The 25,553-nt window shown below is 65.3% G+C and carries 24 protein-coding genes; 11 read left to right on the forward strand and 13 right to left on the reverse strand.

The window, feature by feature from the left end; genetic code table 11:
• Positions 1-28: 28 nt before the first annotated feature.
• Positions 29-721 carry a GntR family transcriptional regulator gene (locus P7F60_RS26825; RefSeq protein WP_277920709.1) on the reverse strand — a complete coding sequence of 231 codons (693 nt, stop codon included), beginning with the start codon at positions 719-721 and terminating at the stop codon, positions 29-31.
• A gap of 223 nt (positions 722-944) precedes the next feature.
• On the opposite strand from P7F60_RS26825, the gene P7F60_RS26830 reads away from it, so the two are divergent.
• From P7F60_RS26830 to P7F60_RS26855, 6 genes are read left to right on the forward strand one after another with little or no spacing between them, the layout of a single operon-like run.
• Positions 945-2,135, forward strand: a complete 1,191-nt coding sequence (locus P7F60_RS26830; RefSeq protein WP_277920710.1) for an ABC transporter substrate-binding protein — start codon at positions 945-947, stop codon at positions 2,133-2,135.
• A gap of 57 nt (positions 2,136-2,192) precedes the next feature.
• The gene (locus tag P7F60_RS26835) at positions 2,193-3,002 is read left to right on the forward strand and encodes an ABC transporter ATP-binding protein (protein WP_277920711.1); all 810 of its coding nucleotides are present in this window, start codon (positions 2,193-2,195) and stop codon (positions 3,000-3,002) included.
• Positions 2,999-3,709, forward strand: a complete 711-nt coding sequence (locus P7F60_RS26840; RefSeq protein ID WP_277920712.1) for an ABC transporter ATP-binding protein — start codon at positions 2,999-3,001, stop codon at positions 3,707-3,709. Before P7F60_RS26835 ends, P7F60_RS26840 begins: the two co-directional genes overlap by 4 nt.
• Complete coding sequence (locus P7F60_RS26845) at positions 3,706-4,719, forward strand: branched-chain amino acid ABC transporter permease (protein ID WP_277920713.1); 1,014 nt, start codon at positions 3,706-3,708, stop codon at positions 4,717-4,719. The genes P7F60_RS26840 and P7F60_RS26845 overlap by 4 nt, the downstream gene beginning before the upstream one ends.
• Entirely contained in the window at positions 4,716-6,035 is a 1,320-nt protein-coding gene (locus P7F60_RS26850; RefSeq protein ID WP_277920714.1) for a branched-chain amino acid ABC transporter permease, read from the forward strand. Before P7F60_RS26845 ends, P7F60_RS26850 begins: the two co-directional genes overlap by 4 nt.
• Positions 6,032-6,856, forward strand: a complete 825-nt coding sequence (locus tag P7F60_RS26855) for an SDR family oxidoreductase (protein ID WP_277920715.1) — start codon at positions 6,032-6,034, stop codon at positions 6,854-6,856. Before P7F60_RS26850 ends, P7F60_RS26855 begins: the two co-directional genes overlap by 4 nt.
• A 157-nt stretch (positions 6,857-7,013) precedes the next feature.
• Here P7F60_RS26855 and P7F60_RS26860 read toward each other — a convergent pair whose 3' ends face one another.
• Together P7F60_RS26860 and P7F60_RS26865 are read right to left on the reverse strand one after the other, a co-directional pair.
• The gene (locus tag P7F60_RS26860) at positions 7,014-8,012 is read right to left on the reverse strand and encodes an ABC transporter substrate-binding protein (protein ID WP_277920716.1); all 999 of its coding nucleotides are present in this window, start codon (positions 8,010-8,012) and stop codon (positions 7,014-7,016) included.
• A 156-nt stretch (positions 8,013-8,168) separates the two neighbouring features.
• The gene (locus P7F60_RS26865; protein WP_277920717.1) at positions 8,169-9,425 is read right to left on the reverse strand and encodes a Xaa-Pro peptidase family protein; all 1,257 of its coding nucleotides are present in this window, start codon (positions 9,423-9,425) and stop codon (positions 8,169-8,171) included.
• Between the two features lie 116 nt (positions 9,426-9,541).
• Here P7F60_RS26865 and P7F60_RS26870 point away from each other — a divergent pair, with 116 nt between their 5' ends.
• The 5 genes from P7F60_RS26870 (at position 9,542) to P7F60_RS26890 (ending at position 16,350) form a co-directional block, all read left to right on the forward strand.
• Positions 9,542-10,402: a LysR family transcriptional regulator gene (locus P7F60_RS26870; protein ID WP_277920718.1), complete on the forward strand. Its 861-nt coding sequence runs from the start codon at positions 9,542-9,544 to the stop codon at positions 10,400-10,402.
• A 346-nt stretch (positions 10,403-10,748) separates the two neighbouring features.
• Positions 10,749-13,166: a glucan 1,4-alpha-glucosidase gene (locus P7F60_RS26875; RefSeq protein WP_277920719.1), complete on the forward strand. Its 2,418-nt coding sequence runs from the start codon at positions 10,749-10,751 to the stop codon at positions 13,164-13,166.
• A gap of 30 nt (positions 13,167-13,196) precedes the next feature.
• A complete protein-coding gene (gene gnd / locus P7F60_RS26880; RefSeq protein WP_277920720.1) occupies positions 13,197-14,213 on the forward strand; it encodes a phosphogluconate dehydrogenase (NAD(+)-dependent, decarboxylating) in 1,017 nt (338 codons plus the stop codon).
• A gap of 38 nt (positions 14,214-14,251) precedes the next feature.
• Positions 14,252-15,628, forward strand: coding sequence for a glucose-6-phosphate dehydrogenase (gene zwf / locus P7F60_RS26885; RefSeq protein ID WP_277920721.1), 1,377 nt, complete (start codon positions 14,252-14,254; stop codon positions 15,626-15,628).
• 14 nt (positions 15,629-15,642) lie between these two features.
• On the forward strand, positions 15,643-16,350 hold the full coding sequence (locus tag P7F60_RS26890; RefSeq protein ID WP_277920722.1) for an ROK family protein: 708 nt from the start codon (positions 15,643-15,645) through the stop codon (positions 16,348-16,350).
• Positions 16,351-16,407: 57 nt separating this feature from the next.
• On the opposite strand, the gene P7F60_RS26895 is transcribed toward P7F60_RS26890, so the two are convergent.
• The 10 genes from P7F60_RS26895 to P7F60_RS26940 all read right to left on the reverse strand — a co-directional run bounded on the left by P7F60_RS26895 (position 16,408) and on the right by P7F60_RS26940 (position 25,339).
• Positions 16,408-16,812 carry a hypothetical protein gene (locus tag P7F60_RS26895; RefSeq protein ID WP_277920723.1) on the reverse strand — a complete coding sequence of 135 codons (405 nt, stop codon included), beginning with the start codon at positions 16,810-16,812 and terminating at the stop codon, positions 16,408-16,410.
• A 77-nt stretch (positions 16,813-16,889) separates the two neighbouring features.
• Positions 16,890-18,134, reverse strand: coding sequence for a Zn-dependent hydrolase (locus tag P7F60_RS26900; protein WP_277920724.1), 1,245 nt, complete (start codon positions 18,132-18,134; stop codon positions 16,890-16,892).
• Positions 18,131-18,964, reverse strand: coding sequence for a BtpA/SgcQ family protein (locus P7F60_RS26905; protein ID WP_277920725.1), 834 nt, complete (start codon positions 18,962-18,964; stop codon positions 18,131-18,133). The genes P7F60_RS26900 and P7F60_RS26905 overlap by 4 nt, the downstream gene beginning before the upstream one ends.
• Positions 18,965-18,969: 5 nt before the next feature.
• Positions 18,970-19,875 carry a PfkB family carbohydrate kinase gene (locus tag P7F60_RS26910; protein ID WP_277920726.1) on the reverse strand — a complete coding sequence of 302 codons (906 nt, stop codon included), beginning with the start codon at positions 19,873-19,875 and terminating at the stop codon, positions 18,970-18,972.
• Positions 19,876-19,888: 13 nt separating this feature from the next.
• A complete protein-coding gene (locus P7F60_RS26915; protein WP_277920727.1) occupies positions 19,889-20,653 on the reverse strand; it encodes a glutamine amidotransferase in 765 nt (254 codons plus the stop codon).
• 28 nt (positions 20,654-20,681) lie between these two features.
• Complete coding sequence (locus P7F60_RS26920) at positions 20,682-21,773, reverse strand: phosphotriesterase-related protein (RefSeq protein WP_277920728.1); 1,092 nt, start codon at positions 21,771-21,773, stop codon at positions 20,682-20,684.
• Between the two features lie 2 nt (positions 21,774-21,775).
• Positions 21,776-22,696: an ABC transporter permease gene (locus P7F60_RS26925; protein WP_277920733.1), complete on the reverse strand. Its 921-nt coding sequence runs from the start codon at positions 22,694-22,696 to the stop codon at positions 21,776-21,778.
• A 93-nt stretch (positions 22,697-22,789) separates the two neighbouring features.
• On the reverse strand, positions 22,790-23,581 hold the full coding sequence (locus tag P7F60_RS26930; RefSeq protein WP_277920729.1) for an ATP-binding cassette domain-containing protein: 792 nt from the start codon (positions 23,579-23,581) through the stop codon (positions 22,790-22,792).
• Positions 23,582-23,645: 64 nt separating this feature from the next.
• On the reverse strand, positions 23,646-24,587 hold the full coding sequence (locus P7F60_RS26935; protein WP_277920730.1) for a substrate-binding domain-containing protein: 942 nt from the start codon (positions 24,585-24,587) through the stop codon (positions 23,646-23,648).
• Between the two features lie 137 nt (positions 24,588-24,724).
• Complete coding sequence (locus P7F60_RS26940; RefSeq protein WP_277920731.1) at positions 24,725-25,339, reverse strand: cupin domain-containing protein; 615 nt, start codon at positions 25,337-25,339, stop codon at positions 24,725-24,727.
• Positions 25,340-25,553: the final 214 nt, after the last annotated feature.

A 25,553-nucleotide genomic window follows, 5' to 3' on the forward strand; every position in this document is an offset into this window, starting at 1 on the left:
TCGCATGGGTGGCCGAAACGCAGAGGGCTCATGGCGCATTCGGCACATCGGGCAAGAAAGTGATGCCGATATGCTCGTGCAGCAGTTTGACGGCGTGGTCTTCGTCCCGGTCGAGCGCGGCGTCCATCAACAGGGTGTGATGATCGATCGCCGAGGTCGAATGAAGTATGGCCATCAATGCCGCATCCGTGCGGGTGTCCGACAGAACACCCTGGCGCAGCACGATCAGACGTTGATAGCGCCGGACCTGTCCATGCAGTTGTTCCAGGAATCGGCGCAGCCAGCCGCTATGGCTTCCGCCGACAAGGCGAAGATGGAAATCCTGGTGAGCGATCTCGAATGCCTCGTAAGCCGCCTCGGGCATGCCCTGTTCGAGGGCAGGCGCGCGAGACAGGGCCCGGTGCGCCAGCAGGACGCCCTTTTGCCATTCGTCGTCACCGACCCTGATGGATTCCCGCAGGAGCTGCGCCTCTATGACCAGGCGTGCGTTCTGAATGTCCTGAAGCTCGGCATAGCTGGCACCGGAAACCCGATATCCGCGATTGCGCGCCGAGGTTACGAGATTCTCGCCCTCAAGCCGTGAAAGCGAGTCCCGCAAGGGCGTCCAGCCGAAGCCATACCGCGCTTCAAGCGCCGAAACGGTCAGAGGATCCCCCGGCAGGAGCACTCCCGCCAGAATGTCGCGCTTCAACGCCTCATAAGCCTGATCTGTCTTGGACATCTTCCCACTGCCTTCCCTGGCCGGCCGCCGATGATCGGCGCGGACGGCTGAGAATCGCACGTTATCATCATATATAGCCAGCGATAAAGTGACAGGATTATATTTTATATTGACAGATAGCGCATGATTATATTTTCTTATGGGGCGCTCGCAGGGGAAAGCCTGAGCGCCGGCGGCATGTGCCGAAGGACGAGCATAAGAAACTCAACAGCGGGAACTCGACATGACATCAATTCTCAGGGCGCTTTTGCTGGGATCCGCCGTCGCGGCGGCTGCACCGGCCATGGCCGAAAACATCAAGATCGGCATTCTTTTCGGCTTCACCGGGCCGATCGAGTCACTCACGCCGCCGATGGCGGACGGTGCCGAACTGGCGATGAAGGAGGTGTCCGACAGCCATCTCCTGCGCGGCGGCGACACCGTCACGGCGGTGCGCGGCGACAGCACCTGCACCGATGCGTCGGCGGCAACGGCCGCCGCGGAACGGCTGGTGACGGTCGACAAGATCGTGGCGCTTGTCGGGGCCGACTGCTCGGGCGTCACCACCGCCGTGCTGAACAATGTGGCGGTCCCGAACAATCTTCTGATGATTTCGCCGTCCGCGACATCTCCGGCGCTTGCGGCCGACACCGACAGGGGCCTGTTCTTCCGGACCGCGCCTTCGGATGCGCGCCAGGGCGAACTGCTGTCCAAGGTGCTGATCGATCGCGGCATCAAGACCGCGGCCGTGACCTATACCAACAACGACTACGGCAAGGGCTTCGCCGATTCTTTCGTCGCCGCCTACAAGGCGGCGGGCGGCAAGGCGACGCTGGTTATCCCGCATGAGGACGGCAAGGCGGACTACTCCGCGGAGGTCTCGGCGTTGTCGGTGGCCGGCGGCGAAACGCTGGTGGTTCTGGGCTATGCCGACCAGGGCGGCCACGGCATCATCAAGGCGTCGCTCGACAGCGGCGCATTCGACAGCTTCGCCGTCGGTGACGGAATGCATTCCGAAAAGCTGACCGCCGATTTCGGCCCCGGCCTGAAGATCTTCGGCACCGTGCCATGGACGGTGGGCGACGGCGCCACGAAGTTCGCGGCCTTGGCCAAAGCCGCCGGAAAGAAAGCCGACAGCTCCTTCGTGCGCGAATCCTATGACGCGGCGGCGCTGATCCTGCTGGCCATCCAGAAGGCCGGCGACCCGGCCAAGGCGGCACAGCACGTCATGGACGTCGCCAATGGTCCCGGCGAGAAGATCTATCCCGGCGAACTGGCCAAGGCGCTCAAGATTCTCAAGGACGGCGGCAACGTCGATTATGTCGGCGCCTCCGACGTGCAGATGATCGGCACCGGCGAAAGCGCCGGCAGCTACCGCGAATTCGAAAACAAGGGCGGCAAGTTCGAAACCGTGCGCATGCTGACGGCCGAATAAGGCCGGGGGGCGGGCCGCGCCCGTGCGGACCCGCACCCTTTTGGGGGGAAACCAGTCATGGGGAAAAACGAGACGCCGCCGGACTTGCTGGCGGTCGAGGACCTCTGCATTGCCTTCGGCGGCCTGAAGGCTGTCGATCGGATGTCGATGACCATCGCCAAAGGCAGAATCGCCGGGCTGATCGGTCCGAACGGGGCGGGAAAATCCACCCTCTTCAATCTGATCGCCGGATATCATCGCCCCGATTCCGGGCGGGTCCTGCTGGACGGCGACGACATCACGGGCAAGCCGCCCCATATCCTGTTCGGCAGGGGGGTGCTGCGTACGTTCCAGATCGCGCGCGAGTTTTCGACGCTTAGCGTGCGGGAAAACCTGATGATGGTGCCGGCGGGCCAAGCCGGAGAAACCTTTCTCGGGGCCTGGCTGCGTCCGGCCAGGGTGCGCGCGCAGGAGCGCGCCTTGCGGGAGAAAGCCGACGAGATCCTCGAATTTCTGGAGATAACCCATGTCGCCGACCTGCCGGCGGGCAGCCTTTCCGGCGGGCAGAAAAAGCTTCTGGAACTCGGCCGCACGATGATGGCGGAGCCGAAGATCGTCTTTCTCGACGAGGTCGGCGCCGGCGTGAACCGGACGCTGCTCTACAACATCGCGACGGCGATCCGCCGCCTCAATCGCGAGCGCGGCTACACCTTCTGTCTTGTCGAGCACGACATGCAGTTCATCGCCGAACTTTGCGACGACGTGACCTGCATGGCCGAGGGCCGGGCGCTGGCCCGCGGCTCGGTCGCGGACATCCTGTCAAACGAGCGGGTGATCGAAGCCTATCTTGGACGCGGGCGCGCCGCGAAAGGCACAGGTGCGGCATGAGCTATCTGAAGGCGGAGGCGCTCGTGGGCGGCTATGGCGGCGCGATGATCCTCAACAGTTGCACCATCGCGGTGGACCGTGGGCGGATCGCGGTCATCGTCGGTCCGAACGGGGCGGGAAAGTCCACCGCAATGAAGGCGATACTGGGGCTGCTCTGGCTGACATCGGGCCGGGTCTTGCTGGACGGGCGCGACATCACGGCCCTGCCGACCCAGGCGCGCATCAGCGCCGGCATGGCTTTCGTGCCGCAGACGGACAATGTCTTTCCCTCCCTCAGCGTGTTCGAAAACCTTCAGATGGGAGCGCTGCTGCGCAGGGATCCGATCGGGGAGACGCTGGAGGAGATATTTGCCCTCTTCCCGATCCTCGCCGAGAAAAGACAGCAGCTCGCCGGCCAGCTTTCCGGCGGCCAGCGCCAGCAGCTTGCCGTCGGGCGGGCCCTCATGACGCGTCCTTCCGTCCTCCTGCTCGACGAACCCACGGCCGGGGTGAGCCCGAACGTGATGGACGAGCTTTTCGACAGGATCACCCGCATCGCCGCCCAGGGCCTTGCCGTTGTGATGGTGGAGCAGAACGCGGCCGGTGCCCTGGAAATCGCCGATACGGGTTTCGTGCTGGTGCAGGGCGCGAACCGCTTTACCGGGGCCGGGCGGGATCTGCTGAACGATCCCGACATCCGCCGCAGCTTTCTGGGTGGACGCAAATGACCGACCTTCTGAGCGGCCTGATCCACCTGACGAGCATGCTTGTGCTTCCCGGTCTCGCCTATGGCAGCCAGCTTGCGTTCGGCGCGCTCGGCGTGACCCTGATTTTCGGCGTGCTGCGATTTTCGAATTTCGCGCATGCCGAGGGCATGTCGCTCGGCACGGCGGTCTGCATCCTCCTCACCCTGTGGCTGCAGGGCAAAGGCATCGCGCTCGGTCCCTTGCCGACGGCGCTGATCGGCATGTGTCTGGCCGTTCCGGTCATGGCGCTGGTCTTCATCGGCACCGATCGGGCCCTCTACCAACACTTTCGCCGCATCAATGCCCGGCCTGAAGTGTTCATGATCGTCTCGGCCGGCGTCATGCTGATCATGAACGGCGCGATCCGTCTGATCGTCGGTCCGGACGGGCGCGAATTCGAGGATGGCGAACGCTTTATCGTCACGGCCGGGGGATTTCGCGCCTGGTCGGGGCTCGCCGAGCCTCTGGTCCTGAAAACGTCGCAGGCGATGACCATCGGGCTGGCGCTGTCGGTCGGGTTCGCGTTGTTCCTGTTCCTCAACAGGACGCGGTCGGGACGGTCGATGCGCGCCTATGCCGACAATCGCAACCTCGCCCTGCTGTCGGGGGTCGATCCCGACCGCATCGTACGGCTGACCTGGGTTCTCGTCGCCGTGCTCTCGGTCACCGGCGGCGTTCTGTTCGGCCTGGACAAGGGCTATCGCCCCTTCGTCTATCAGCAGCTTCTGCTGCCGATGTTCGCCGCCGCCGTCGTGGGCGGACTCGGCAGCCCCCTCGGCGCCATCGCCGGCTCGATGATCGTCGCCTTTTCGGAACTGGCGCTCACCTTCGCCTGGAAGAAGGCGCTCGGCTATCTGCTGCCGGCGGCATGGGCGCCCGAGGGAATGATGCAGTTTCTCTCGACGGACTACAAGTTCGCCATCTCCTTCCTGATCCTCGTCGTCGTCCTGCTCGTCCGGCCTGCGGGACTGTTTGGAAAGCCCGTGAAATGAACCGCCGCACGACGCTTCTCTACGCCGCCATGGCGGCGGTGCTCCTGTCGGTCGCCCTGCTGCAAAGCTGGCAACTGGCGCTGACCATCGTCAACCTCTGCCTGATCTCCGCGGTGATGGCGCTGGGCGTCAACGTGCAATGGGGCGTCGCCGGCATGTTCAATGTCGGCACGATGGGCTCGGCCGCCATCGGCGGGCTGGCGGTGGTGCTGGTTTCGGCGCCGCCGGTGCGCGCCGCATGGGCGGCGGGGGGCGCGGGCCTGCTCGCAAGCGCCGCGATCCTGGTTCTGACGGCCGGCGTCGCCCTGGCGTTCTGGCGATGGCTCGGTTCCCGGCCGCTGCTGCGCGGCGGCGCGGTGGCGGCGGTCCTGTTTTCCGGCTTCCTGCTGGCGCAGCAATGGTTCCTGCCCGCGACGGCGGCGATCGAGGCGGTGGATGCGGCAAGCGCCGGCTATCTCGGCGGCCTCGGCCTGCCGGTGGCGCTGTCCTGGCTGATCGGCGGGGTATTCGCCGGGCTGCTCGCATGGCCGGTCGGCCGGCTGACCGCCGGGCTGCGCTCCGATTATCTTGCCGTGGCGACCTTCGGCATTTCCGAGATCGTTCTGGCGGTCGTGCGCAACGAGGAGTGGCTGGCGCGCGGCGTGAAGAACGTGACCGGCCTGCCGCGTCCGGTGCCCTATGAAAGCGATCTTCAGAGCGCCGACTGGGTCCAGACCCTCGCCCTGTGGCTGGGATTGCCGCTGCGCGACCTGGCGTCGATCCTGGTGAAACTGGCTTACACGGCGTGGTTCCTCGCCGTCCTCGGAATCATTTTCTGGCTCCTGGAACGCCTTGGCCGCGCGCCGTGGGGCCGAATGATGCGCGCCATCCGCGACAATGAAGAGGCCGCCCGCGCAATGGGCAAGGATGTCGCCCGCCGTCATCTTCAGGCCTTCGTGCTCGGTTCGGCGATCGTCGGCATCGGCGGCGCCATGCTGGTCACGCTGGACGGCCAGTTCACCGCCGGGGCCTATCAGCCGCTCCGCTATACGTTCCTGATCTGGGTGATGGTGATCATCGGCGGCGCCGGCAACCATCGGGGTGCGGTCTATGGCGCGTTCCTGATCTGGTTCGTATGGGTTCAGGCGGAAACGGCGGGCCTGTGGCTCGCCAGCGCCGCAACGGCCCTGCTTGCCCCCGGCAACCCCCTTCGCGCAGCGTTCGAACAAAGCCCGGCCCAGCTTCGCTACGTGGTGATGGGGCTTATCCTGGTCTTCGTGATGCGTTTCGCGCCGCGTGGACTGATCCCTGAAGCAACTCCGGAGCACCAGAAATGACAGCCATCGATCTTCTCGCCCCTTTCGATCTCAAGGGCCGCATCGCCCTCGTCACCGGCGGCACCGGGGGAATCGGCCGCGCCTGCGTCGAGCGCTTGCAGGCCTATGGCGCGACCGTCGCGATGACCTGCGTCGCCGGCGTCGAGGATCCCGCCACCGTCCTGGCGGCATTCGAAGGGCCGGGCGGCCTGACCGCCCATGCGCTCGACCTGCGCGATGTCGCTTCGATCCGGCGCTGCATCGCCTCGGTGCTCGATGCGCATGGTCGCATCGACATCCTGGTGAACAACGCCGCGGTCGGCTCGGCCACGGTCGCCAACTGGTCCGGCGACGCCGACGAGCAGGACAGCCTCATGCTGGCGATCAATGCGGACGGCACGCTGAAAATGTGCCGGGAATTCCTGAGCGCCCCCGGCGGGCCCGACCGCAAGCTGATCAACATCAGCTCGGTCGGCGGCGGCATCACGGCCTTTCCCGGCTTTCGCCTGTCGGACGGGATGAGCAAGGCGGCGGTCGCCTTCCTGACGCGCCAGCTTGCCGCCGAGACCGTGCATCGGGACGTGGATGTGTTCGCCGTCTGCCCGGGCGCCACGGATACGCCGATGTTCCAGGCCAGCACGCTGTCGAAACTCACGCCGGGAGAACGCGCGGCCTTCCTTGCCCGCCTGCCGAAAGGGCGGCTGATCGCACCAAAGGAGATCGCCGCCATCGTGCATTTCCTCGCAAGCCCGCCCGCCCGCGTCCTGCACGGCGCTGTCCTCGACGCCTCCATGGGCCTCGGCGTGCGCCCCGGCCTGATGTCCGAGCATGGCGACCATTGAGCGCGGTGGGACGCACGCGGTTAGATCGCTGACGCTCCAGACATTTCCATTGCCCGTCGCCTTCGGCCAGATTTCGGCGGCTTGCGCCGCTCCCTTGCGAAGCCCGGATCCGTCGGCCCAAAGCAGCGCGCCAGCCGGCGCGCCGCTCTCTTTCCTTTTACAGCGCGGCCTTGATTTTCCCGGCCGCCTCGGGAGATACCCATTTTTCCCAGATCGCCGCGTTTTCCTTCAGAAAATGCCTGGCGCCCTCCTTGCCGGTGGCCTGATTGTCCGTCATCCAGGCCATCAGTTTCCCGACGGTGTCGTTCGACCAGCCGCGCGTGTTCAGATAGTCGAGCACCGCCGGATCGGCGGTTTCGGAAAACTTGGTGGAGATCAGCGTGACGACGTGGTCGACCGGCCATGCGCTCGGCTTCGGATCCGGGCATTCGGGGACCGTGATGCATTTCCAGGCGGCGGCGTCGAAAGGCACGCCCCAGTCGAGCTTGACCATCTCGTATTTTCCAAGAAGAGCCGTCGGCGACCAGTAGAAGCCGAGCCACCCCTTCTTCTGCTCGTAGGCTTTGGCGATGGCGCCGTCGAGTCCGGCGGCGGAGCCGGGGTCGACGAGGGTGAAGCCGGCCTTCTCGGCATCGTATGCCTTGTAGAACTGCGCCGTGATTCCGGCCGCGCCCCACCCTTGCGGGCCGGTATAGACCGCGCCCCTGGCGGGATCCTCCGGGTCGGGAAAGAGGTCGGGATGCTGCAAGGCATCCTGGATCGTTTTGATATCCGGATGGGCGTCGGCTATGTATTTCGGGATCCACCAGCCGTTGATGCCGCCATCGGGCAAGGCCGTCGCGGCAATGACGATCTTCTTCTGGTCCACGCCCTTTTTGACGATATCGGGAAGAGCGTCGATCCAGGCTTCCGGCGCGATGTCGGGCTGCCCTTTTTCCGCCATGGCGGTAATTGTCGGAACCGTATCGCCGGTGGTCATTTCGACCTCGCAGCCATAACCCTCGGTGAGGATCATCTCGTCGACGCTGGAAAGGACCTCGGCACTCTGCCAGTTCATGGTCGCGATGGTGACCGTTCCGCATTCTGCCGCCTGCCCTGCGGCGGCGCCAGCGAGGAGGCCGAATGCGAGACAGGTGGACGCAAGCAAGCTTTTCATTTCCGTTCCCTTTTGGCGGCTCCGTTGAACGATGCTGGATGGCCGCACGGTCCAGCGTCGCCTCGTCGTCAACCGGCCCCCCCGCGCCGACGAAGGGTGCGGTGGATGCATGTCATTGGGCTGGGGCGCGGGTCTTTGCCGGTGTCTTCGGCCAGGTCAGTCCAGCATCGATTCCTCGAAGGGGAACCGGGAGAGCAGTTCGATGCCCGTATCGGTGACCAATACCTGCTGCTCGAGCTTCACGCCCTGCGTGCCGCCCTCCTCGCCGATATAGCTTTCCACGCAGAGCGTCATGCCGGGCTCGACGATCCCGTCGTAACCGGCATCGGGAAAATCGCCATGGTGGTAGAGGTAGGGATATTCGCCCGTCATCCCGCAGCCATGGGCCGATAGATAGTAGCGGTTGGCGTAGTATCTTTCCGGGATGTTCCATGCCCGGTCGGCATAGTCGCGGAAGCTCATTCCCGGTTTCAGGATGTCCATGTTGTAATGGACCTGCTCATGCGCGACCTTGTAGAGTTGTTTCTGATCGCGGGTGGGACGACCCGGGCCGGAATGGAATGTCCGCGAGAAGTCCGAATAATATCCATGGCAGCCGACGACATCGGTATCGAGCGCGATGAGTTCGTTTTCGCCGATGACGTAGCCGGCGGTTTCCTGGAACCATGGATTCGTCCGCTGCCCGGCGCTGAGCAGGCGCGTTTCGCAATAGTCGCCATTCTGCTCGATGATCGACTGATGCAGCACCGACCAGAGCTGGTTCTCGGTCAGGCCGGGGCGGATGGCCTCGCGCAGCTTGCCGACACCGGTTTCGGTTGCCCGCAGCGATGCATTGATACATTTCATTTCCTCGGCCGACTTGATGGCCCTTGCCATCTCCACCGGTTTCTGGGCGTCGACGATCCTGAAACCGAGCGCCTTCAGAGCGATGGCGACACCCGCGTTGAGCCGTTCGAGGCCAAGCGTCGCGCCCTTGCCTGCAAGTTCGGTGACGAGATCGCCCATCTCGATCGCCCATGCCTGTTCCCGGTCACCGATGCCGGGGCCGGCCGCGACGAAGCTGGCGGTCTTTGCGGGGCGAACCTCGTCGACCGTTTCGTATCCTTCACCCAGGTGAAGACAGCCGGTGAACTCGAAAAGGATCGAGCGGTTCGCGGTGAGCAGCAGGTAGCGCGACGGCGCATTGCGCATGCTGAACACCTGCATGTTGCGCGTGCCGGTGGCATAACGGATGTTGACCGGATCGCAGAGGATGACGGCATCGACGCCGTATTCCGCCATCTTCTGGCGAACCCGGCCCAGGCGATAGAGCCGGACCGCCCGCAGATCGATACCCTCGCTCTCCGGCGCCCGATCCAGAAGTGCGATGTTGGAGAGGTCGCTCCTCTCGGCATGCCAGTCGAAATTCGCCATGATTGCCCCTGTGGATTTTGCTGCAACAAGAAAATAAGTTTATGGCGATGACAGTAAAGACCGGAAAATTTCGCTTGAATGGATAACCAGGGGTTATGAAAAGATATCGCACCCGCTTGCCGCCGCTCGACACGCTCGTCTTCTTCGAATGCGCATTCCGCCTGAGGAGCTTCACGAAGGCGGCCGATGAACTCCTTGTCAGCCAAGCGGCCGTGAGCAAGCGCATTCGCCAATTGGAGGACTGGCTCGAGACGCCGTTGTTCAGCCGCGATCGGCAGCGCCTGGCGCCGACGGAGACCGGTGCGAAGCTTGGGGAGCGGGTGAACAGCGCGCTGGATTTCATTGACCAGACGCTCGGCAATCTGCGCATGCCGCATGATCCCGTCGTGCGGATCGCGTCGATGTCGGCAATCGGCATGTTCTGGCTGCAGCCACGCCTTCGCGCCTTCGCCTTTGGCGATGACGCATGCCCCTACAGCCTGACGCTCGCCGACACCTCGCGCGATGTCTTGACCGACGATTTCGATCTGGTGGTGACCTATGGCGATGGCGACATCCCCGGCTGGACGACCCATCGCCTGTTCGATGAGGAACTCGTGCCCGTTGCCAGCCCGGCGGTCGCCGAAGCGCTCCTCATCGGCGCGCACGACGGACGGTATGCCCGGCTGGATTACCGCCGGGTCTCCCCGAACTGGGTCAACTGGCCTGTCTGGAGCCAGTCCCGACAATCGTCCCTCCTTGAGGAACTGCCGCGGAAGATCTGCGCCAGCTATTCGCAATCGATCGGGCTGGCGTTGGAAGGCAAAGGGGTGGCGCTGGGCACGTTGCCGATGCTGGCGGACGAGATCGCTTCGGGCCGGCTGGTGCCGCTGCCCGTCGAGGGCGTGCGGACAGGGCGCGCCTACTGGCTGGCGCGCCTCGACACGACGCCCTCGCACCGGGGCGTGACCGACGCGTGGAATGCGCTTACCGGATGAGGAATGGCATGCGGGCTGGCCATCGTCATGGCGCTGCGGCAGCGCAAAGGCCGGCGTTCACGCTTCCGGCGACGGCGCGCACGGAAGCGACCGGTCGTCTCCTCCTGCCGGGGGGAACCGAAGGCCTCCTGCCCCGTGCTGGAAATCCTGCCCCTTCGGCTGCTGATGGTTCCCGTGGCTCAGGCGCGCGCCCGTGCGACGCCTCGGCGAAAACCGCGGCCGCATGATGTTTCCGCGTCACGCCGGGATCGGCCGCGACAACATCGATATGTCGCAATCGTCAAACAGATTTCGGCGAATATCGCCCGCCGCAATGCCGAAAATCCAGCCGCCAGGAGGAACCGCAATGACCGATGAAGGGGTGTCGACCTACCCCCGGGGGATACCTGCGCGCTGGACGTCGAGCGCCAAAAGCGGCGTCGGCACCGCTCTTTCGCCGGCAAGCCGTGTCTGGTTCACCGTCAGCCACGGCATTCTCAACGAAATCTATTACCCACGGGTGGACCGCGCCTGCACGCGCGATCTCGGGCTGGTCGTCACAGGTCCGGGAGACTACTTCTCCGAGGAGAAGCGCCACACGCGGCATCTGATAGAACCCGTCAAAAGCGGCGTTCCGGCCTACCGCCTGACCAACACCGCGGCGGACGGCGCATACCGGATCGAAAAGCGCATCCTGACCGATCCGTCGCGCCCCTCCGTGCTGCAGGACATCGTCTTCACGCCTCTCAAAGGCCAGCCTTGCGACTATCGTGTCTATGCGTTGCTCTCCCCGCATCTTTTCAACTGCGGCATGGGCAACACGGCCTGGATCGGCGACTACAAGGAATGGCAGATGCTGTTTGCGACCGGCCGCGACGGGGTTTCGCTGGCGCTCGCCTCGTCCCTGCCCTGGCTGTCCTCGTCGGCCGGCTATGTCGGGGTGTGCGACGGCTGGCGGCAGCTTCTGCATCGCGGCGCGCTCGAGCCCGGCAAGCTGCGCGCCGATGACGGCAATGTTTCGCTCACGGGCCAGATCGGCTTCTCGGCGGAAAGCAACCGGGCGTTACTTTCGCTTGGGCTCGCCGGCGGGCCGGATGAGGCAGGCTACAACGCGCTCGCCAGTTTGATGGCCGGCTTCGACGCCGCGGCCAAGCCCTATGTATTGGGCTGGCGGACCTGGCAAAGCGGCTTGCAGCCGCTCGACCGGATCGCCGCAAGCGGGCGGAACATCTATCGCATCAGCACCGCCGTTCTCGCCGCCCACCGCTCCGCCGCCTTTCCGGGGCCGGTCGTCGCCAGCCTGTCCGTCCCCTGGGGTTTCGACAAGGGAGACGACGATCTCGGCGGATATCACCTCGTCTGGCCGCGCGACCTCGTCGAGACGGCGGGCGGCTTCCTCGCGGCGGGGGCGGGCCAGGAAGCGCTCGAAATCCTCGCCTATCTGCGCGCCATCCAGGAGAGCGACGGACACTGGCCGCAAAACGCCTGGCTGGATGGCATGGCCTACTGGAGCGGTATCCAGATGGACGAATGCGGTTTTCCGATCCTGCTTGCCGATGCCCTGCGCCGCAACGGAGCGCTGCCGCACAACCTCTTCCCCGCCTTCCTGCCGATGATCGAGCGGGCGGCGGCCTACCTCGTCGGCAACGGTCCCGTCACCGGCGAGGACCGGTGGGAAGAGGATGCGGGATATTCGCCCTTCACGCTGGCGGTCGAGGTCGCGGCGCTGCTGGCGGCCGCCGATTTCCTCGAGGATTGCGGCAAATCCGCCATGGCGGTCTATCTGCGAGAGACCGCCGATGCCTGGAACGACCAGATCGAGCGCTGGACCTATGTGACGGGCACGGGCACCGCGACCGCCCTCGGCATCGACGGCTATTATGTGCGTATCGCACCGCCGGATATCGCCGACGCCTCGTCCGCTTCGCTTGGATATGTGCCGATCAAGAACCGGCCGCCCGGCGACACGGACAGGGCAGCCGAGCTGATCGTCAGCCCCGATGCGCTGGCGCTGGTCCGCTTCGGCCTTCGGGCGGCGGACGATCCGCGCATCGTCAACACGGTCAGGGCCATCGACGCGCATCTGTGCTGCGACCTGCCGCAAGGCCCGGTCTGGTATCGCTACACCGACGACGGCTACGGAGAGCATGAAGACGGCGCGCCCTTCGACGGCACCGGAAAAGGCCGCCCCTGGCCGCTGCTGGTCGGCGAGCGCGCCCATTACGAGCTGGCGGCGGGGCGCATGCAAAGCGCCGAAAACCTGCTTGCCACGTTCGAGGCCTGCGCGGGGCACGGCGGGCTCCTGCCCGAGCAGGTCTGGGACGGCGACGACCTGGCGGACCGCGAACTGTTGCGCGGCGGCCCGACGGGCAGCGCCATGCCGCTTGTCTGGGCGCATGCGGAATATATCAAGCTCCTGCGCTCGCTGCGCGACGGCGTCGTTTTCGATATGCCGCCGCAAGGCCCGAAGCGCTACATCGTCGACAAGACCGTTTCGACGCTGCGGGCCTGGCGCTTCAACAACAAGATCCGCTCCCTGCCGGCGGGAAAGGTGCTGCGGCTGGAGCTGCCGGCCCCGGCCATGGTGCATTGGAGCACCGACGGCTGGGCGACCAGCCGTGACGATTTCACCCGGGCCAACGACTTTTCCGTGCATCTGCTCGACCTGCCGGTTGCGAACCTGGAGCGCGGGCAGACCATCGTCTTCACCTTCTTCTGGCCAGACGGCGGCAATTGGGAAAATATCGACTTTTCGGTCGCGGTCGGCGCGCCGGACATGGCTTGAAGAATGCCAGCTTTATCGAAAGGACATGCTATGCAGATCGGAATGATGGGACTGGGCAGGATGGGCGCGAACATGGTGCGACGCCTGTTGCGGGGCGGCCATGACTGCGTCGTCTACGATATCAACCCTGCCAGCGTCGCGGCCCTGGTCGCCGAGGGCGCCACCGGCGCCGCCTCGTTGGAGGAATTCGTCGCCAAGCTCGAAAAGCCGGCCTGCGCCTGGCTGATGCTGCCGGCGGCGATCACCGGCGCCAATGTCGACAAGCTCGCCGCCTTGATGTCGCCCGGCGACATGATCATCGACGGCGGCAATTCCCACTACCACGACGACGTCGACAAGGCCGAACAGCTCCGCGCCAGGGGTATCGATTATGTCGATGTCGGCACGAGCGGCGGCGTCTGGGGGCTGGAGCGTGGCTATTGCCTGATGATCGGCGGTCCGGACAAGGCGGTGCGCCATCTCGATCCGGTGTTTGCAACCCTCGCGCCCGGCAATGCCGCGACGGCGCCAGCCGCCGGCGAAGGCATGCGCACGGCGCATCTGGGTTATCTCCATTGCGGCCCGAGCGGCTCCGGCCATTTCGTCAAGATGGTCCATAACGGCATCGAATACGGCATGATGGCAGCCTATGCCGAAGGCATGAGCATCCTGAAGGCCGCCAATGCGGGCAACAGGCCGCGTGACGCGGATGCGGAAACCAGCCCGCTGCCAACCCCGCAATATTACAGGTTCGACATCGACCTGGCGGCGGTATCGGAAGTCTGGCGGCACGGCAGCGTCATCAGTTCCTGGCTCCTCGACCTGACGGCGGATGCCCTGAAGCAGGATCCGGCGCTTTCGGCCTATGGCGGGCGCGTTTCCGATTCCGGCGAAGGGCGCTGGACGCTGAAGGCGGCGATCGATACCGGCACGCCCGCGCCCGTCCTGTCCTCGGCGCTGTTCCAGCGCTTCAATTCGCAGGGCGAGTCCCTCTACGCCGACAAGCTCCTGTCGGCCATGCGCTTTGCCTTCGGCGGCCATCATGAAAAGCCCGGGGGCGACGCCTGATCGAGATCGAAGACCGCCTTGAAACGAGGAACGCCATCATGACCGAAACGAGATCCGACACGCTGGTGCTGTTCGGCGCCACCGGCGACCTTGCCCACAAGAAGATATTTCCGGCGCTCTATGCGCTGGTGGCGCGGGGATTGCTGAACGAACCCGTCATCGGTGTCGCGCTCGACGACTGGGACGTCGCCGCGTTGCAGGCCCGCGCCCGGGACGGCGTCACCCGGGCGCTCGGCGCCGTCGACGAGGAGGTGTTTGCAAAGCTCGCCGGGCTGCTGCGCTATGTCAGCGGCGATTATCGCAACCAGTCCACCTTCGACGCGTTGAAGGAGGCGATAGGACCGGGCCGGCACCCTCTCTATTATCTCGCCGTCCCGCCCAGCATGTTCGAGCCCGTGGTCCAGGGGCTGGAGCAGTCGGGCGGGGCTGCGGGGGCGCGGCTGATGGTGGAAAAGCCCTTCGGCCGCGACCTGCAATCGGCCCGCTGGCTCAACCGCGTGCTGCATATCGTGTTCGAAGAAAAGGCGATCTTCCGCATCGATCACTATCTCGGCAAGGAAGCGATCCAGAACCTGCTCTACTTCCGGTTCGCGAATTCGTTCCTGGAGCCGATCTGGAACCGCGATCACGTCGAGAGCGTGCAGATCACCATGGCGGAGGATTTCGGCGTCGCGGGACGCGGGCGTTTCTATGACGAGGTCGGCTGCATTCGCGACGTCATCCAGAACCACCTGCTGAACGTCCTGCTGCTTCTCGCCATGGAGCCGCCATCCGGACGCTCTGCGGACGATCTGATCGACGAGAAGGTGCAGGTGCTGAGAGCGATCCGGACCTTGACCAGGGACGACGTGGTGCGCGGGCAGTTCGACGGTTATCTCCAGGAGCCGGGTGTGCGGCCGGGTTCGCCGGTGGAGACTTTCGCCGCCGTCCGCTTCTTCGTCGATACATGGCGCTGGAAGGGGGTGCCCTTTTTCGTTCGCGCCGGCAAGAACCTGCCGGTCCACCTGACCGAAGTCGTCGTTCGCCTGAAGCCGCCGCCGCTCGACGTTTTCGACGAAATCCGGCCTGAAGACGCCAATTACATCCGCTTTCGCATCGCTCCGGAAGTGGCGGTCGCCATCGGCGTGCGGCGCAAGGCGGCGGGCGACGCCATGGCCGGCGAGAAGGTGGAGCTTTCCGCCGTCGATGACGCGACGGGCGACATGGAGCCCTATGAGCGGCTGATCAACGATGCGATGAACGGCAACGGCCAGCTCTTCACCCGGCAGGACGCCAGCGAAATCGCCTGGCGCATCGTCGCCCCGGTGCTCGACGATCCGTCTGCGCCGCATATCTACCAGCCGGGCACCTGGGGGCCGGACGAGGCGATGACGCGGTTTGCACCGCCGAACGGTTGGGTCGGGCCGTCCCCATGAGCAATGAAGAGCCCATGACAGTGACGAACCCAGACGCTGCGCCTGAAAACCCGCCCGTCGTGCTGGCCGTGGATATCGGCGGCTCCCATGTAAAGATCCTGACGAGCGCGCCGGGCGCGACGCCGCTTCGGATGGATTCCGGACCGAAGATGACCGCGGGCCAGATGGTCGATGCCGTCAAGACGCTTGCATCGGGCCTTCGCTACGACGTCGTGTCGATCGGCTATCCGGGGCCGACCCGGGCCAACAGGGTGCTGCTCGAACCGCGCCATCTGGGCGGCGGCTGGCTGGGTACCGATTTCGCGGCAAGCTTCGGCAAGCCCACCAAACTCGTCAACGACGCGCTCATGCAGGCCATCGGCAGTTACGATGGCGGGCGCATGCTTTTTCTCGGTCTCGGAACGGGCCTCGGGGCCGCCATGATCCTGGAAAACGTCGCCCATCCGCTTGAAATCGCCCACCTGCCCTATCGCAAGCGCAACAGCTTCGAGGACTATGTCGGCGAGGCCGGACGAAAGCGTCGCGGCAGGAAAAAGTGGCGCGCAAGCGTGTTCGACGTCGTGGAAAGGCTGCAGGCCGCCCTGCTGCCGGACTATTGCGTCATCGGCGGCGGCAATGTCGAAAAGCTCGACGCATTGCCGGAGAATTGCCGGCGCGGCGACAACCTCCACGCCTTCGATGGCGGCTTCCGCCTCTGGCAGGATCGGTTTATCGTCGCCTGAAGCAAAGGCGTCATCCTGCATGCCGCGCGCTTCGGGCGGCAGCTTCGCCCGGCAGATCTACACTTTGAACACGTCGTCCTGACAGAACACGATGACATAGCGACCGCGCCGCTCGGCTTCGCCCGCCCATGTCCGCAACTGCGATAGATAAGGTTCGCTCTTCCAGATTTCGGGATGCTCCGGCGCGACCAGCACGGTGATCTGTGGCCCCTGCTCATAAAGCATCATTCCCGACCTGCCTGGCTCCCATTCGTCGCCGAGGGCGTTGTCGGTCATCCAGAGGCAGAGAAAATCCCGGCAGACCGATGGCCTGTCGGGATAGATCGAACAGCCGCTGCCTTCGACACAATGCGCGCACCAGTCGTTGGCGGGCTTGTCGAACAGGTCGATGTCCGGAAGCCGGCAGCATAATGTGCAGGTGCCGCAGGACCGGCCGTCAACGATCGTGGTGGTTGGCTGCATCGGAGTTCGGCCGATCAATCGCTATTGCTTTCGCCCTATAAAGCCGGAGTCTCCCCTGCAGACAAGGGCCGATTTCGTCACCGGCGCGACAGGGAGGCCGCCACGGCCAGCAGCACGCGGGCGCCCGCCACGATATGGTCGTCCGACACGAACTCCGCTTCGTTATGGCTGATGCCGTTGCGGCAGGGGATGAAGATCATCGCGGCGGGGGCGATCCGGTTGACGAACAGGGCGTCGTGAAAGGCGCCGGAGACCATGGGGCGGCTGCGGATGCCGAGGGTGCGGCAGGCCGCCTCGATTTCCGCCGTGACGGCGGGGGCGAAGCGGCCGGGCGACATGTCGACACGCTGGCCGATGGTGACGGCGCAGGCCCAGCGTTCGCCCGCGACCGCGCATTCCTGCCGTACACGCCGCTCCATCGCCGCAAGCGCATCGGCATCGGGGTGGCGGATATCGACGGTAAAGGAGACGCGGCTCGGGATGACGTTGATCGAGCCCGGTTCGGCGGCGATGCGGCCGACCGTCAGCCGCGCCTGCGGATCGGCGGGCATGATGTCGCCCTGGATGCGGGTAATGGCGGCAGCAGCCGCGCCCATCGGATCCTTGCGGAATTCGAGCGGCGTCGTGCCGGCATGGGCCGCCTCGCCGGAAAAGGCGATTTCCAGCCATTTCGTACCCTGGACGGCCGTGACGACGCCGATCGGCACCGCCTCGCGTTCGAGGATCGGGCCTTGCTCGATATGCAGCTCGACAAAGGCGGAAATGGCATGACCGGCCGGGCGCACTTCGGCCTCCGGTAGGGCTGCGAGCGTTGCCGTGAGTTCGTCGGCCAGCAGCGCGCCGTCCGTGGCCCGCGCGGCACGCCAATCCGCGATGCTGCCCGCCCCGGCAAAGGCCATGGAGCCCATGCAGCCCGGCGAAAAGCGGCTGCCCTCCTCATTGGTGAAGGCGACGACCTCGACGGCGCGATCCGTCTCGATGCCGGCATCGGCCAGCGCCTCCAGCGACTCGAAGGCGCTGAGCGTGCCGAGCGCGCCATCGAAACGGCCGCCGGTCGGCTGGCTGTCGAGATGGCTGCCGATGAGCAGCGGCGGAAGTTCCGGATCCCGGCCTTCGCGGCGCAGGAAAAGATTGGCCGCCTCGTCCTGGAAGACGCTGAAGCCGCGCGCCAGCGCACGCCCGGCCAGCAGCCGGCGGGCGGCGCGGTCTTCGACGCCCATGGCCTGGCGGTTGACGCCGCCGGCGGGCGTCGCGCCGATCGCCGCGAAATCGGCGACGGATTTCAGGAGGCGCGCGGCGTTGACCTCCGGCGCCTTGGTCATCGGCCGAGGCCCGCGATGAACCGCTTGACCCGGTCCGGGTCGACCGCATTCCACCAGACGCCGTCATATTTGAGGGCGCTGGCGATGATGACGCCATCGGCGACGGAGAGGATATCGTTGGCATTGTCGTGGGTGACGCCGCTGCCGACCAGCGTCGGCAAGGAGGCGGCCTCCTTGATCATGCGGATATAGCCGAGATCGGCGGCGTGGCCGGTGCGCTGGCCGGTGGCGATGACCACGTCGGCATCGAAGAAGACGAGATCCTTGACCTGCTCCTCCACCGGCCGGTCGGCGACGATGGCATGCGCGCCGTGCTTGACATGGGCGTCGGCGAAGATGCGGATGCCCCTGGCGCGAAGCTGCGCCCGGTAGCGCATGGCGCGGGCGGATTCGCCCTCCACGAAACCCTCATTGGCGATATAGGCATTGGCCCACTGGTTGACGCGGATGAAGGAGGCGGACGAGGCCGAGGCGATGGCGAGCGCCGGGATCGCCGCATTGGCGAGCACGTTGATGCCGATGGGGCGGCCAAGTTCGCGGCGGATGCGGTCGGCGACGACGGCCATATGGGCGGAGGTCTCGTGGCCGATGTCGTCGGGCTTGGCGAAGGGCACGTCGCCGTGGTTTTCGACGATCAGCGCATCGCAGCCGCCGGAGAGATAGGCGCGCGCATCCGAAAGGCCGCGCTCGTAGATCGCCTCGACGCCCTCGTCGTCATAGCGCGGCGCGCCGGGCAGCGGCATGAGATGCACGACGCCGATCACCGGCTTGTCGCGCCCGAAAAGCGTCTTCAGCGTATCCTTGTCCTGCCGTCCGATGGGGTTGCTCATGGCGATCACACGTTTTCCGGTTTCAATGAATTGGTGAGGGCGGAAAGCTCCGCCCGGCTGGGGAAGGAGGCGAGCGTGCCGGCGCGGCCGACCGCAATGCCCGCCGCCTGGGTTGCGAGGCGAGCGGCTTCGGGCAGCGATGCGCCTTGCGCGAAAAAACCGGCCAGGGTTCCGGCAAAGCAATCGCCGGCGCCGCTGGCGTCGATGGCCTCGGCCTCGGCCGCCGGGATGCGCAGGAGCGAACCGGCCTGGACAAGCAGCGCGCCCGCCGCGCCGAGCGTGACGATGACGTTTTCCGCGCCCATGCCTTGCAGGCGGCGGGCGGCGCGCTTGGCATCGGCCTCGCCGGTCAGCGCCTCGGCTTCCGGCCGGTTGGCGACGAGCAGCGAGACCGTCGTCAGGTCGAGCGGTTCGGCGCGCAGCGGGCTCGGATTGAGGATGGTGAACAGCCCGGCGTCGCGGGCGGCCTTCAGGCAGGCTGCCGTCACAGCCGGCTCGAGATTGCCCTGCATCAGCAGCATGTCGCCGGCGGCCCACGTGTCCGCAAGTCCGGTCATGGCGAGCGGGTCGAAAGCCTCGGCACAGGCGGCGGCGGTGACGATGACGTTTTCCCCGGCGCGGTCGATGAGGATGACCGAGCGGTCGCAGGGCAAGTCGAGGCGCGTCAGGTCCCGTTTCGGGATTTCGGTGGCGAGCAGGTTTACCACCCGCTCGCTCGCCGCATCCCTGCCGACGGGCGCCCATAGCACCACATCCGCGCCCGTGCGGGCGGCGGCGGCGGCCTGGTTGGCGCCCTTGCCGCCCACCCCCTCGCCGGCGGCGGCTGCATTGAGCGTTTCGCCCGGCTGCGGCAGCCGCTGCAGGCGAAAGCTCAAATCGACGCAGACATTGCCGACGACGTGGATGGTCATGGGCGGCTCCGGCTCAGTCCGTCGCCCAGGCGAGCATCTGCTCGAACAGGGTCTTGTAGCCCGGCCAGGCGATGAATTCCGGCGGCAGCCAATGCGGGCCGACATCCGAAGTCCAGACCAGCGTGCGGCCCTTTTCATAGGTGCCGGTGACCAGCAGCGGCAACGAGCCGTATTCGCTGGAGACGGTCATGAGCTGGTTTGCGCCGTCCTTCAGCGTCACCTCGTTGAAGCCGAGCAGATAAGGGAATTCGCCGGAGATACCCTTGAGGATCGGATGCGAGGCATCGCCCGAAACGACAGGCGTAAAACCTTCCGGCACTTCCACGCGGTCGTCGACCGAAAGGCAGGAGACCGGCAGCACCTCTTCGACGGCCGTGTTGCGGAAGCGCGCGCCGCCATTGATGCCCTGGAAGGAATAATAGCCGCCGAACATCAGCAGCGCGCCGCCCCTGGCGACGTAGTCGCGCAGCAGCTTCAGCCGGTTCGGGGTGCGGCGGGAGTGGATCCAGGTGTCGGGGTGGAGCAGCAGCGTGTTGGCGCCGATATCCGAGAGCACGATGGCGTCATAGGCCTGCAGACCCTCCAGCGTGTTCGGAAATTCCTTCTGCGCCTCATGCGCCGGCATGAAGGTGACGTCGAAGGGGCTGTCCTTCAGCGCCTTCAGCAACTCGTCGGCGCCGGTGTGATAGGTGACGGTCGGGAACTGGTCGAAACCCTTGATGTGGGTGGCGGTCGATACCCAGGATTCGCCGGCGAGCAGCACGTTCTTCTTGGTCATGATGGCTCCTTGAATGGTTGGCCGGCGTTCAACGCGCGGCGGAAAAGACGGATTTCGGATTGTCGATCAGCATGTGGTCGATGGCCGCCTGCTCGACGCCGTGGCGTTTCAGCCGCGGCAGGAAGTGCTTGAGAATATAGCCATAGCCGAAGCCGCCATAGCGGGTGAGCATGATCTTCAGGAAGACGTCCTGCGAGAGCAGCAGCCTGTCGCCAAAGCCCTTGTCGACAAGGGCGGCGATGGCGCGGGCGTTCTCCTCGTCGGAGGGCGACTGGGCGTCCTGGTCGGCATAATAATAATCCATGCCGATCATGTCGTATTCCAGGAAGGCCCCGCGTCTGGCGAGCGCCATCTGGTAGTCGAGATCGCTGTGGCTCGGGTTCATGTGGCAGAGCACGGTATGGGCAGGATCCGCCCCCTCCTCCTCCACCACGTCGAGCACGCGATGCGCCAGCCGCTCCCAGCCGGGCAGATGGATGGACAGCGGCAGGCCGGTGATGCGCGCCGCCCGCGCGGAGGCGCGCAGGGATTTTTCCTCCTCGGCGGTGAAATTGCGGCTCACGCCGATCTCACCGATGATGCCGGCCATGATGTCCGGCTGGCTTTCGCCGCCGCCGACGTCATTGACGATGAACTGCGTCACCGCCTCGACATCCATGCCCTTCAGCCAGTCGGGATGGGTGTGTTCGAGATAGAAGCCGGTGCCCATGATGATGCGCAGGCCCGACATTCTGGCGATGCGGGCAAGGCCGGCGGCATCGCGGCCGATGCCGAAATTCGTCGTCTCCACCACGGTGCAGCCGCCCAGCGCCTGGAACCGCCCGAGTTCGCCGAGCGCCAGGTCGCCGTCGTCGAGCGAGACATTGTCCCGGTTCATGTAGGGGTTCATGCGCAACTCGCCGATGATTTCGATCGAGACCTTCTGCTCGGCGATCGCCTTTTCGTCGGGATGGCAGGGGCAGATCCAGCTGCGCGCGCCATCCAGAAAGATATGCTCGTGCATCAGCGTCACGCCGAGATCCGCGACCGGAACCGGGCCGGTGACGGTCATGGCCGTGCCGGAGTTGACGCCGATGGGGTGGCGCGGCTTCGGCGTGTCGGAGAAGAGTTCGTCGAGCATGGTCAGCGTCCCTTCGCGCCGCCGCGGAACAGGCGGAAATTCAGCCAGATCGCGATCAGGATGATGAAGCCGGTGACGATGGGCGTGAAGAAGGGCGAGAGATGCGACAGGATGAGCCCGTTCGCCAGCACCGCAACGGTGAGTGCGCCGAGGATCGTGCCGACGAGCGAGCCGCGTCCGCCGAACAGGCTGGTGCCGCCGAGCACCACGGCCGCGATCACATCCAGCTCGAACCCCTGGCCCGCATTGGAGGAGCCGGAACCCAGGCGGGCGGCGAGGATGACGCCGGCCGCGGCCGCGGCCGTGCCCGAGAGCACATAGACCCAGAGGATGACGCGGCGTGTGTTGACGCCCGCGCGTCGCGTCGCCTCGGCATTCGCCCCGACGCCGGTGACGTAGCGGCCGAAATGGGTCTCGTTGAAGGCGATATAGGCGATGAGCAGCACGACGACGGCGATCAGCGCCGGGGCGGGAATGCCGAGCACCCAGGCGCGACCGATCGCCACGAAGGGGCTGGTCGGCTCGATGGGGATCGAATAGCCGCCGGTGATCAGCAGTGCGAAGCCGCGGATGACGGAAAGCCCCGCCAGCGTGACGATGAAGGCGGGAATGCGCTCGTAAGCGATGAAATAGCCCTGGATGACGCCGACGGCGGCGCCGAGCAGCAGCATCAGCACGATGGCGAGCGGCCAGGGGATGCCGGCCTGGAGGGCGGCGGCGGACAACGTCGCCGTCAGCGCCAGCACGGAGCCGACCGAAAGATCGATGCCGCCGGTGGTGATGACGAAGGTCATGGCGGCCGCGACGATCAGCAGCGGCGCGGACTGGCGGATGACGTTCAGCAGGTTCGGCGCGCTGAGAAAGGCATTGGTCGTTACCGAAAAGAACAGGCAGCAGACGATGAAGAACAGCGCGATCGACATGACGCCGCCATTGGCGATGACCTTGTCGATGAGCGTCGCCTCGCGCAGGCGCGGCGGATGGCTGGAATAGGCGTTGGGTTCGGAACTCATGGGTCAGACGCCCTTTTCCCGGTTGTGGCCTGCGGAGCGGGCGGAGAATTTGCGCCCGACGATGAGATTGACGACATCCTCGATATTGGTGTCCTCGATGCGCCGCTCGGCGACGTTGCGCCCCTCATACATCACCTGGATGCGGTCGCAGACGAGGAAGAGATCCTGCAGGCGATGGGTGATGAGGATGACGGAGACGCCGCGCTGCGAGACGGTGCGGATCAGTTCCAGCACCGCCTCCACCTCGGCGACGGCAAGCGCCGCCGTCGGCTCGTCCATGATCAGCACGGAGGGATTGAAGGAGGCGGCGCGGCCGATGGCGATCGACTGGCGCTGGCCGCCGGAGAGATTTTCCACCTTCATGCGCGTATCGGGAATGACGATGCCGAGATTGGAGAGCATGTCGCGCGCCCGCTCGTGCATCAGCTTCTTGTCGAGCAACGGCACGCCCGCCAGCCGCCGCTTCGGCTCGCGGCCGAGGAAGAGGTTGCCGGCGACGTCGATGGTGTCGCAAAGCGCAAGGTCTTGATAGACCATCTCGATGCGCGCCGCGCGCGCATCCGCCGGCGAGGTGAAGGCAACCGGCCTGCCGTCGATCTCGATGGTGCCGGTATCGGGGATGACGGCGCCTGACAAAACCTTGCTGATGGTGGATTTGCCCGCGCCGTTATCGCCGACCAGGCCGAGGACTTCCCCGGGTTTCAGGTCGAGCGAGGCGTTGTCGAGCGATTGCAAAGCGCCGTAGCGCTTGGAAATGCCGGTCATGCGGACGCGGCTGGCGTGCGTATCGGTCATGTTCGATGGCCTCTCGCGAAAGATCCGCCCGGTCCGGATCCCCATACCGGGCGGCGGGCTCGGCTTACTTGAACATCTCGCGATATTGATCGACATTCGCCTTGGTGACGATGGTGACGGGCACGTTGATGATCGGCTCGATCTTCTCGCCCTTCTTCACCTTCACCAGGGCTTCCACGGCCGCCTTGCCCTCGCCGGCCGGATCCTGCTGGATCACGGCGGTAACGAACCCCTGGTCGATGCCGTCGATGGCGGATTTCGTCAGATCCCAGCCGAAGACCTTGATCGAGTCTCCACGGCCCTGGCTGACGACGGCGGAGACCGCGCCGAGCAGCGCCGGCTCGCCGGTGGCGTAGAGCGCATTCATGTCGGGATTGGCGGTCATCAGGTTTTCAGCCGCGGACAGCGCCACGTCCTGCACGTTCTGGCCGTCGACCGTGTTGAGGAATTCGACCTTCTGGCCGCCCTTCTCCACCGCCGCCTTGAAGCCGTCGAGGCGCTGGTTCTGGATGAAGGAGTTGAGCGCGCCGACGACGCCGACCTTGGCCGTGCCGCCCATGTCGCTCTTGACGTAATCGGAGAAGAATTGTCCGATCTCGCCGCCGGCTGCGGTGTTGTCGACGCCGACGAAAGCGATGTTGTCGCCTTCCGGGATCTGCGCATCGATGGCGATGACCGGAATGCCCGCGTTTTTCGCAGCCGTGATCGCCGGCTTCACGCCGTTGACGTCGATGGCGACGAGAATGATGCCGTCGACCTTCTGGGTGATGTAGTTTTCGATGGCGTCGTTCTGTGCCGAGGGCACGTTGTTGGCGTTGAAGATCACGAGATCGACGCCCGCAGCCTTGGCGGCGGCATTGGCGCCGTCATTGATCTGGTTGAAGAACAGCGCCTGCTGGTTGATGGTGACGAGCGCGAACGTATCGGCGAAAGCGCTGGAAACGCCCATGGAAAGTGTCATGGCGACGGCCGCTGCGCAGCCGAGAAGATATTGTGTCCGACCCATTTTGAGGTTCCCCTTGTTCGATGCCGCTCGTGGCGACAGGAATTTACGAGCAGCATTATTCAAGTGACTTGAATTCTTGTCAAGAGACTTGAATTTGCATTCGCAAAGGCGGAAAGGGGTGTTTTTCTGGCGGAAAATCAGAAGGTTGGCGGCGTATTTACCCAAAAAATCGATGCGCGCTCTTCACCGACGTTACGGTACGAGTGAGCAAGCTCCGAATTGAAGACGAAACTGTCGCCGGCCGAAAGCCGAAAAATCTTTTCGCCGATCATCAGTTCGATTTCGCCGACGAGCACATACCCCACCTCCTCGCCGACATGCTGGATCGGCCCGGCGCTCTGCCCGCCGGCATCGATATGGTGGATGTTGCACTGGAGCAGGTGGCCGGTCGAATAGGGAATGATGCGCTCCAGCGAGATGCCCTCGCCGCGCCTGAGCGGATCGAGCGCGATCAGCGGCCGCGTGCCGGCGCGAAACACCACGCCCTCGTCGGCATCCGTCTCCTCGAACATCCAGCCGATATTGGAATCGAGCGCCTGCACCAGCCGGTGCAGCATCGGTAGCGAGGGCGAGGCCTTGCCGTTCTCGATCTTGGACAGCAGGCTTTCCGAACACTCGGCCGCCTGCGCCAGCACCTTCAGCGTGAGCCCCCGCGTCTGCCGCGCAAGTTTCAGGCGCGCACCGAGCCGCACCGGGTTCGAATGGATTTTATCCCCCCCGTTGCCGCCAGACGGCAAAGATGGTTTGGCCATATTCATGTGTGAAGCATCGCATTGATCGGGGTGACGATCATAGGCCCTTCGACCGAGAGCTGTCCAGTCAGGCAGCCGCCCATGCGCGGCGGGACGCCACTGGCTCTGTGCGCGAGTGAGGGTTGTGCCGCCGACCGGGCGGCCTGTAGATAGGGGCGGACAGACGAAGGGAATTCGGCGTGACGGAAAACACCAGGAAACCCCGCACCTTCCG

The organism is Rhizobium sp. YJ-22, from assembly GCF_029601685.1.
Classification (GTDB): Bacteria; Pseudomonadota; Alphaproteobacteria; order Rhizobiales; family Rhizobiaceae; genus Metarhizobium.

Excerpts from the sequence above, each read along its gene's own strand:
- P7F60_RS26925 (WP_277920733.1), bottom strand. The coding sequence starts at position 22,696 with ATGTCGATCGCGCTGTTCTTCATCGTCTGCTGCCTGTTCTTTTCGGTA.
- P7F60_RS26895 (WP_277920723.1), bottom strand. The coding sequence starts at position 16,812 with ATGCAGCCAACCACCACGATCGTTGACGGCCGGTCCTGCGGCACCTGC.
- P7F60_RS26910 (WP_277920726.1), bottom strand. The coding sequence starts at position 19,875 with ATGACCATCCACGTCGTCGGCAATGTCTGCGTCGATTTGAGCTTTCGC.
- P7F60_RS26860 (WP_277920716.1), bottom strand. The coding sequence starts at position 8,012 with ATGAAAAGCTTGCTTGCGTCCACCTGTCTCGCATTCGGCCTCCTCGCT.
- P7F60_RS26940 (WP_277920731.1), bottom strand. The coding sequence starts at position 25,339 with ATGGCCAAACCATCTTTGCCGTCTGGCGGCAACGGGGGGGATAAAATC.
- P7F60_RS26835 (WP_277920711.1), top strand. The coding sequence starts at position 2,193 with ATGGGGAAAAACGAGACGCCGCCGGACTTGCTGGCGGTCGAGGACCTC.
- gnd (WP_277920720.1), top strand. The coding sequence starts at position 13,197 with ATGCAGATCGGAATGATGGGACTGGGCAGGATGGGCGCGAACATGGTG.
- P7F60_RS26855 (WP_277920715.1), top strand. The coding sequence starts at position 6,032 with ATGACAGCCATCGATCTTCTCGCCCCTTTCGATCTCAAGGGCCGCATC.
- P7F60_RS26920 (WP_277920728.1), bottom strand. The coding sequence starts at position 21,773 with ATGCTCGACGAACTCTTCTCCGACACGCCGAAGCCGCGCCACCCCATC.
- P7F60_RS26825 (WP_277920709.1), bottom strand. The coding sequence starts at position 721 with ATGTCCAAGACAGATCAGGCTTATGAGGCGTTGAAGCGCGACATTCTG.
- P7F60_RS26905 (WP_277920725.1), bottom strand. The coding sequence starts at position 18,964 with ATGAGCAACCCCATCGGACGGCAGGACAAGGATACGCTGAAGACGCTT.
- P7F60_RS26850 (WP_277920714.1), top strand. The coding sequence starts at position 4,716 with ATGAACCGCCGCACGACGCTTCTCTACGCCGCCATGGCGGCGGTGCTC.
- P7F60_RS26845 (WP_277920713.1), top strand. The coding sequence starts at position 3,706 with ATGACCGACCTTCTGAGCGGCCTGATCCACCTGACGAGCATGCTTGTG.
- P7F60_RS26890 (WP_277920722.1), top strand. The coding sequence starts at position 15,643 with ATGACAGTGACGAACCCAGACGCTGCGCCTGAAAACCCGCCCGTCGTG.
- P7F60_RS26900 (WP_277920724.1), bottom strand. The coding sequence starts at position 18,134 with ATGACCAAGGCGCCGGAGGTCAACGCCGCGCGCCTCCTGAAATCCGTC.
- P7F60_RS26935 (WP_277920730.1), bottom strand. The coding sequence starts at position 24,587 with ATGGGTCGGACACAATATCTTCTCGGCTGCGCAGCGGCCGTCGCCATG.
- P7F60_RS26830 (WP_277920710.1), top strand. The coding sequence starts at position 945 with ATGACATCAATTCTCAGGGCGCTTTTGCTGGGATCCGCCGTCGCGGCG.
- P7F60_RS26865 (WP_277920717.1), bottom strand. The coding sequence starts at position 9,425 with ATGGCGAATTTCGACTGGCATGCCGAGAGGAGCGACCTCTCCAACATC.
- P7F60_RS26875 (WP_277920719.1), top strand. The coding sequence starts at position 10,749 with ATGACCGATGAAGGGGTGTCGACCTACCCCCGGGGGATACCTGCGCGC.
- P7F60_RS26915 (WP_277920727.1), bottom strand. The coding sequence starts at position 20,653 with ATGACCAAGAAGAACGTGCTGCTCGCCGGCGAATCCTGGGTATCGACC.
- zwf (WP_277920721.1), top strand. The coding sequence starts at position 14,252 with ATGACCGAAACGAGATCCGACACGCTGGTGCTGTTCGGCGCCACCGGC.
- P7F60_RS26840 (WP_277920712.1), top strand. The coding sequence starts at position 2,999 with ATGAGCTATCTGAAGGCGGAGGCGCTCGTGGGCGGCTATGGCGGCGCG.
- P7F60_RS26930 (WP_277920729.1), bottom strand. The coding sequence starts at position 23,581 with ATGACCGATACGCACGCCAGCCGCGTCCGCATGACCGGCATTTCCAAG.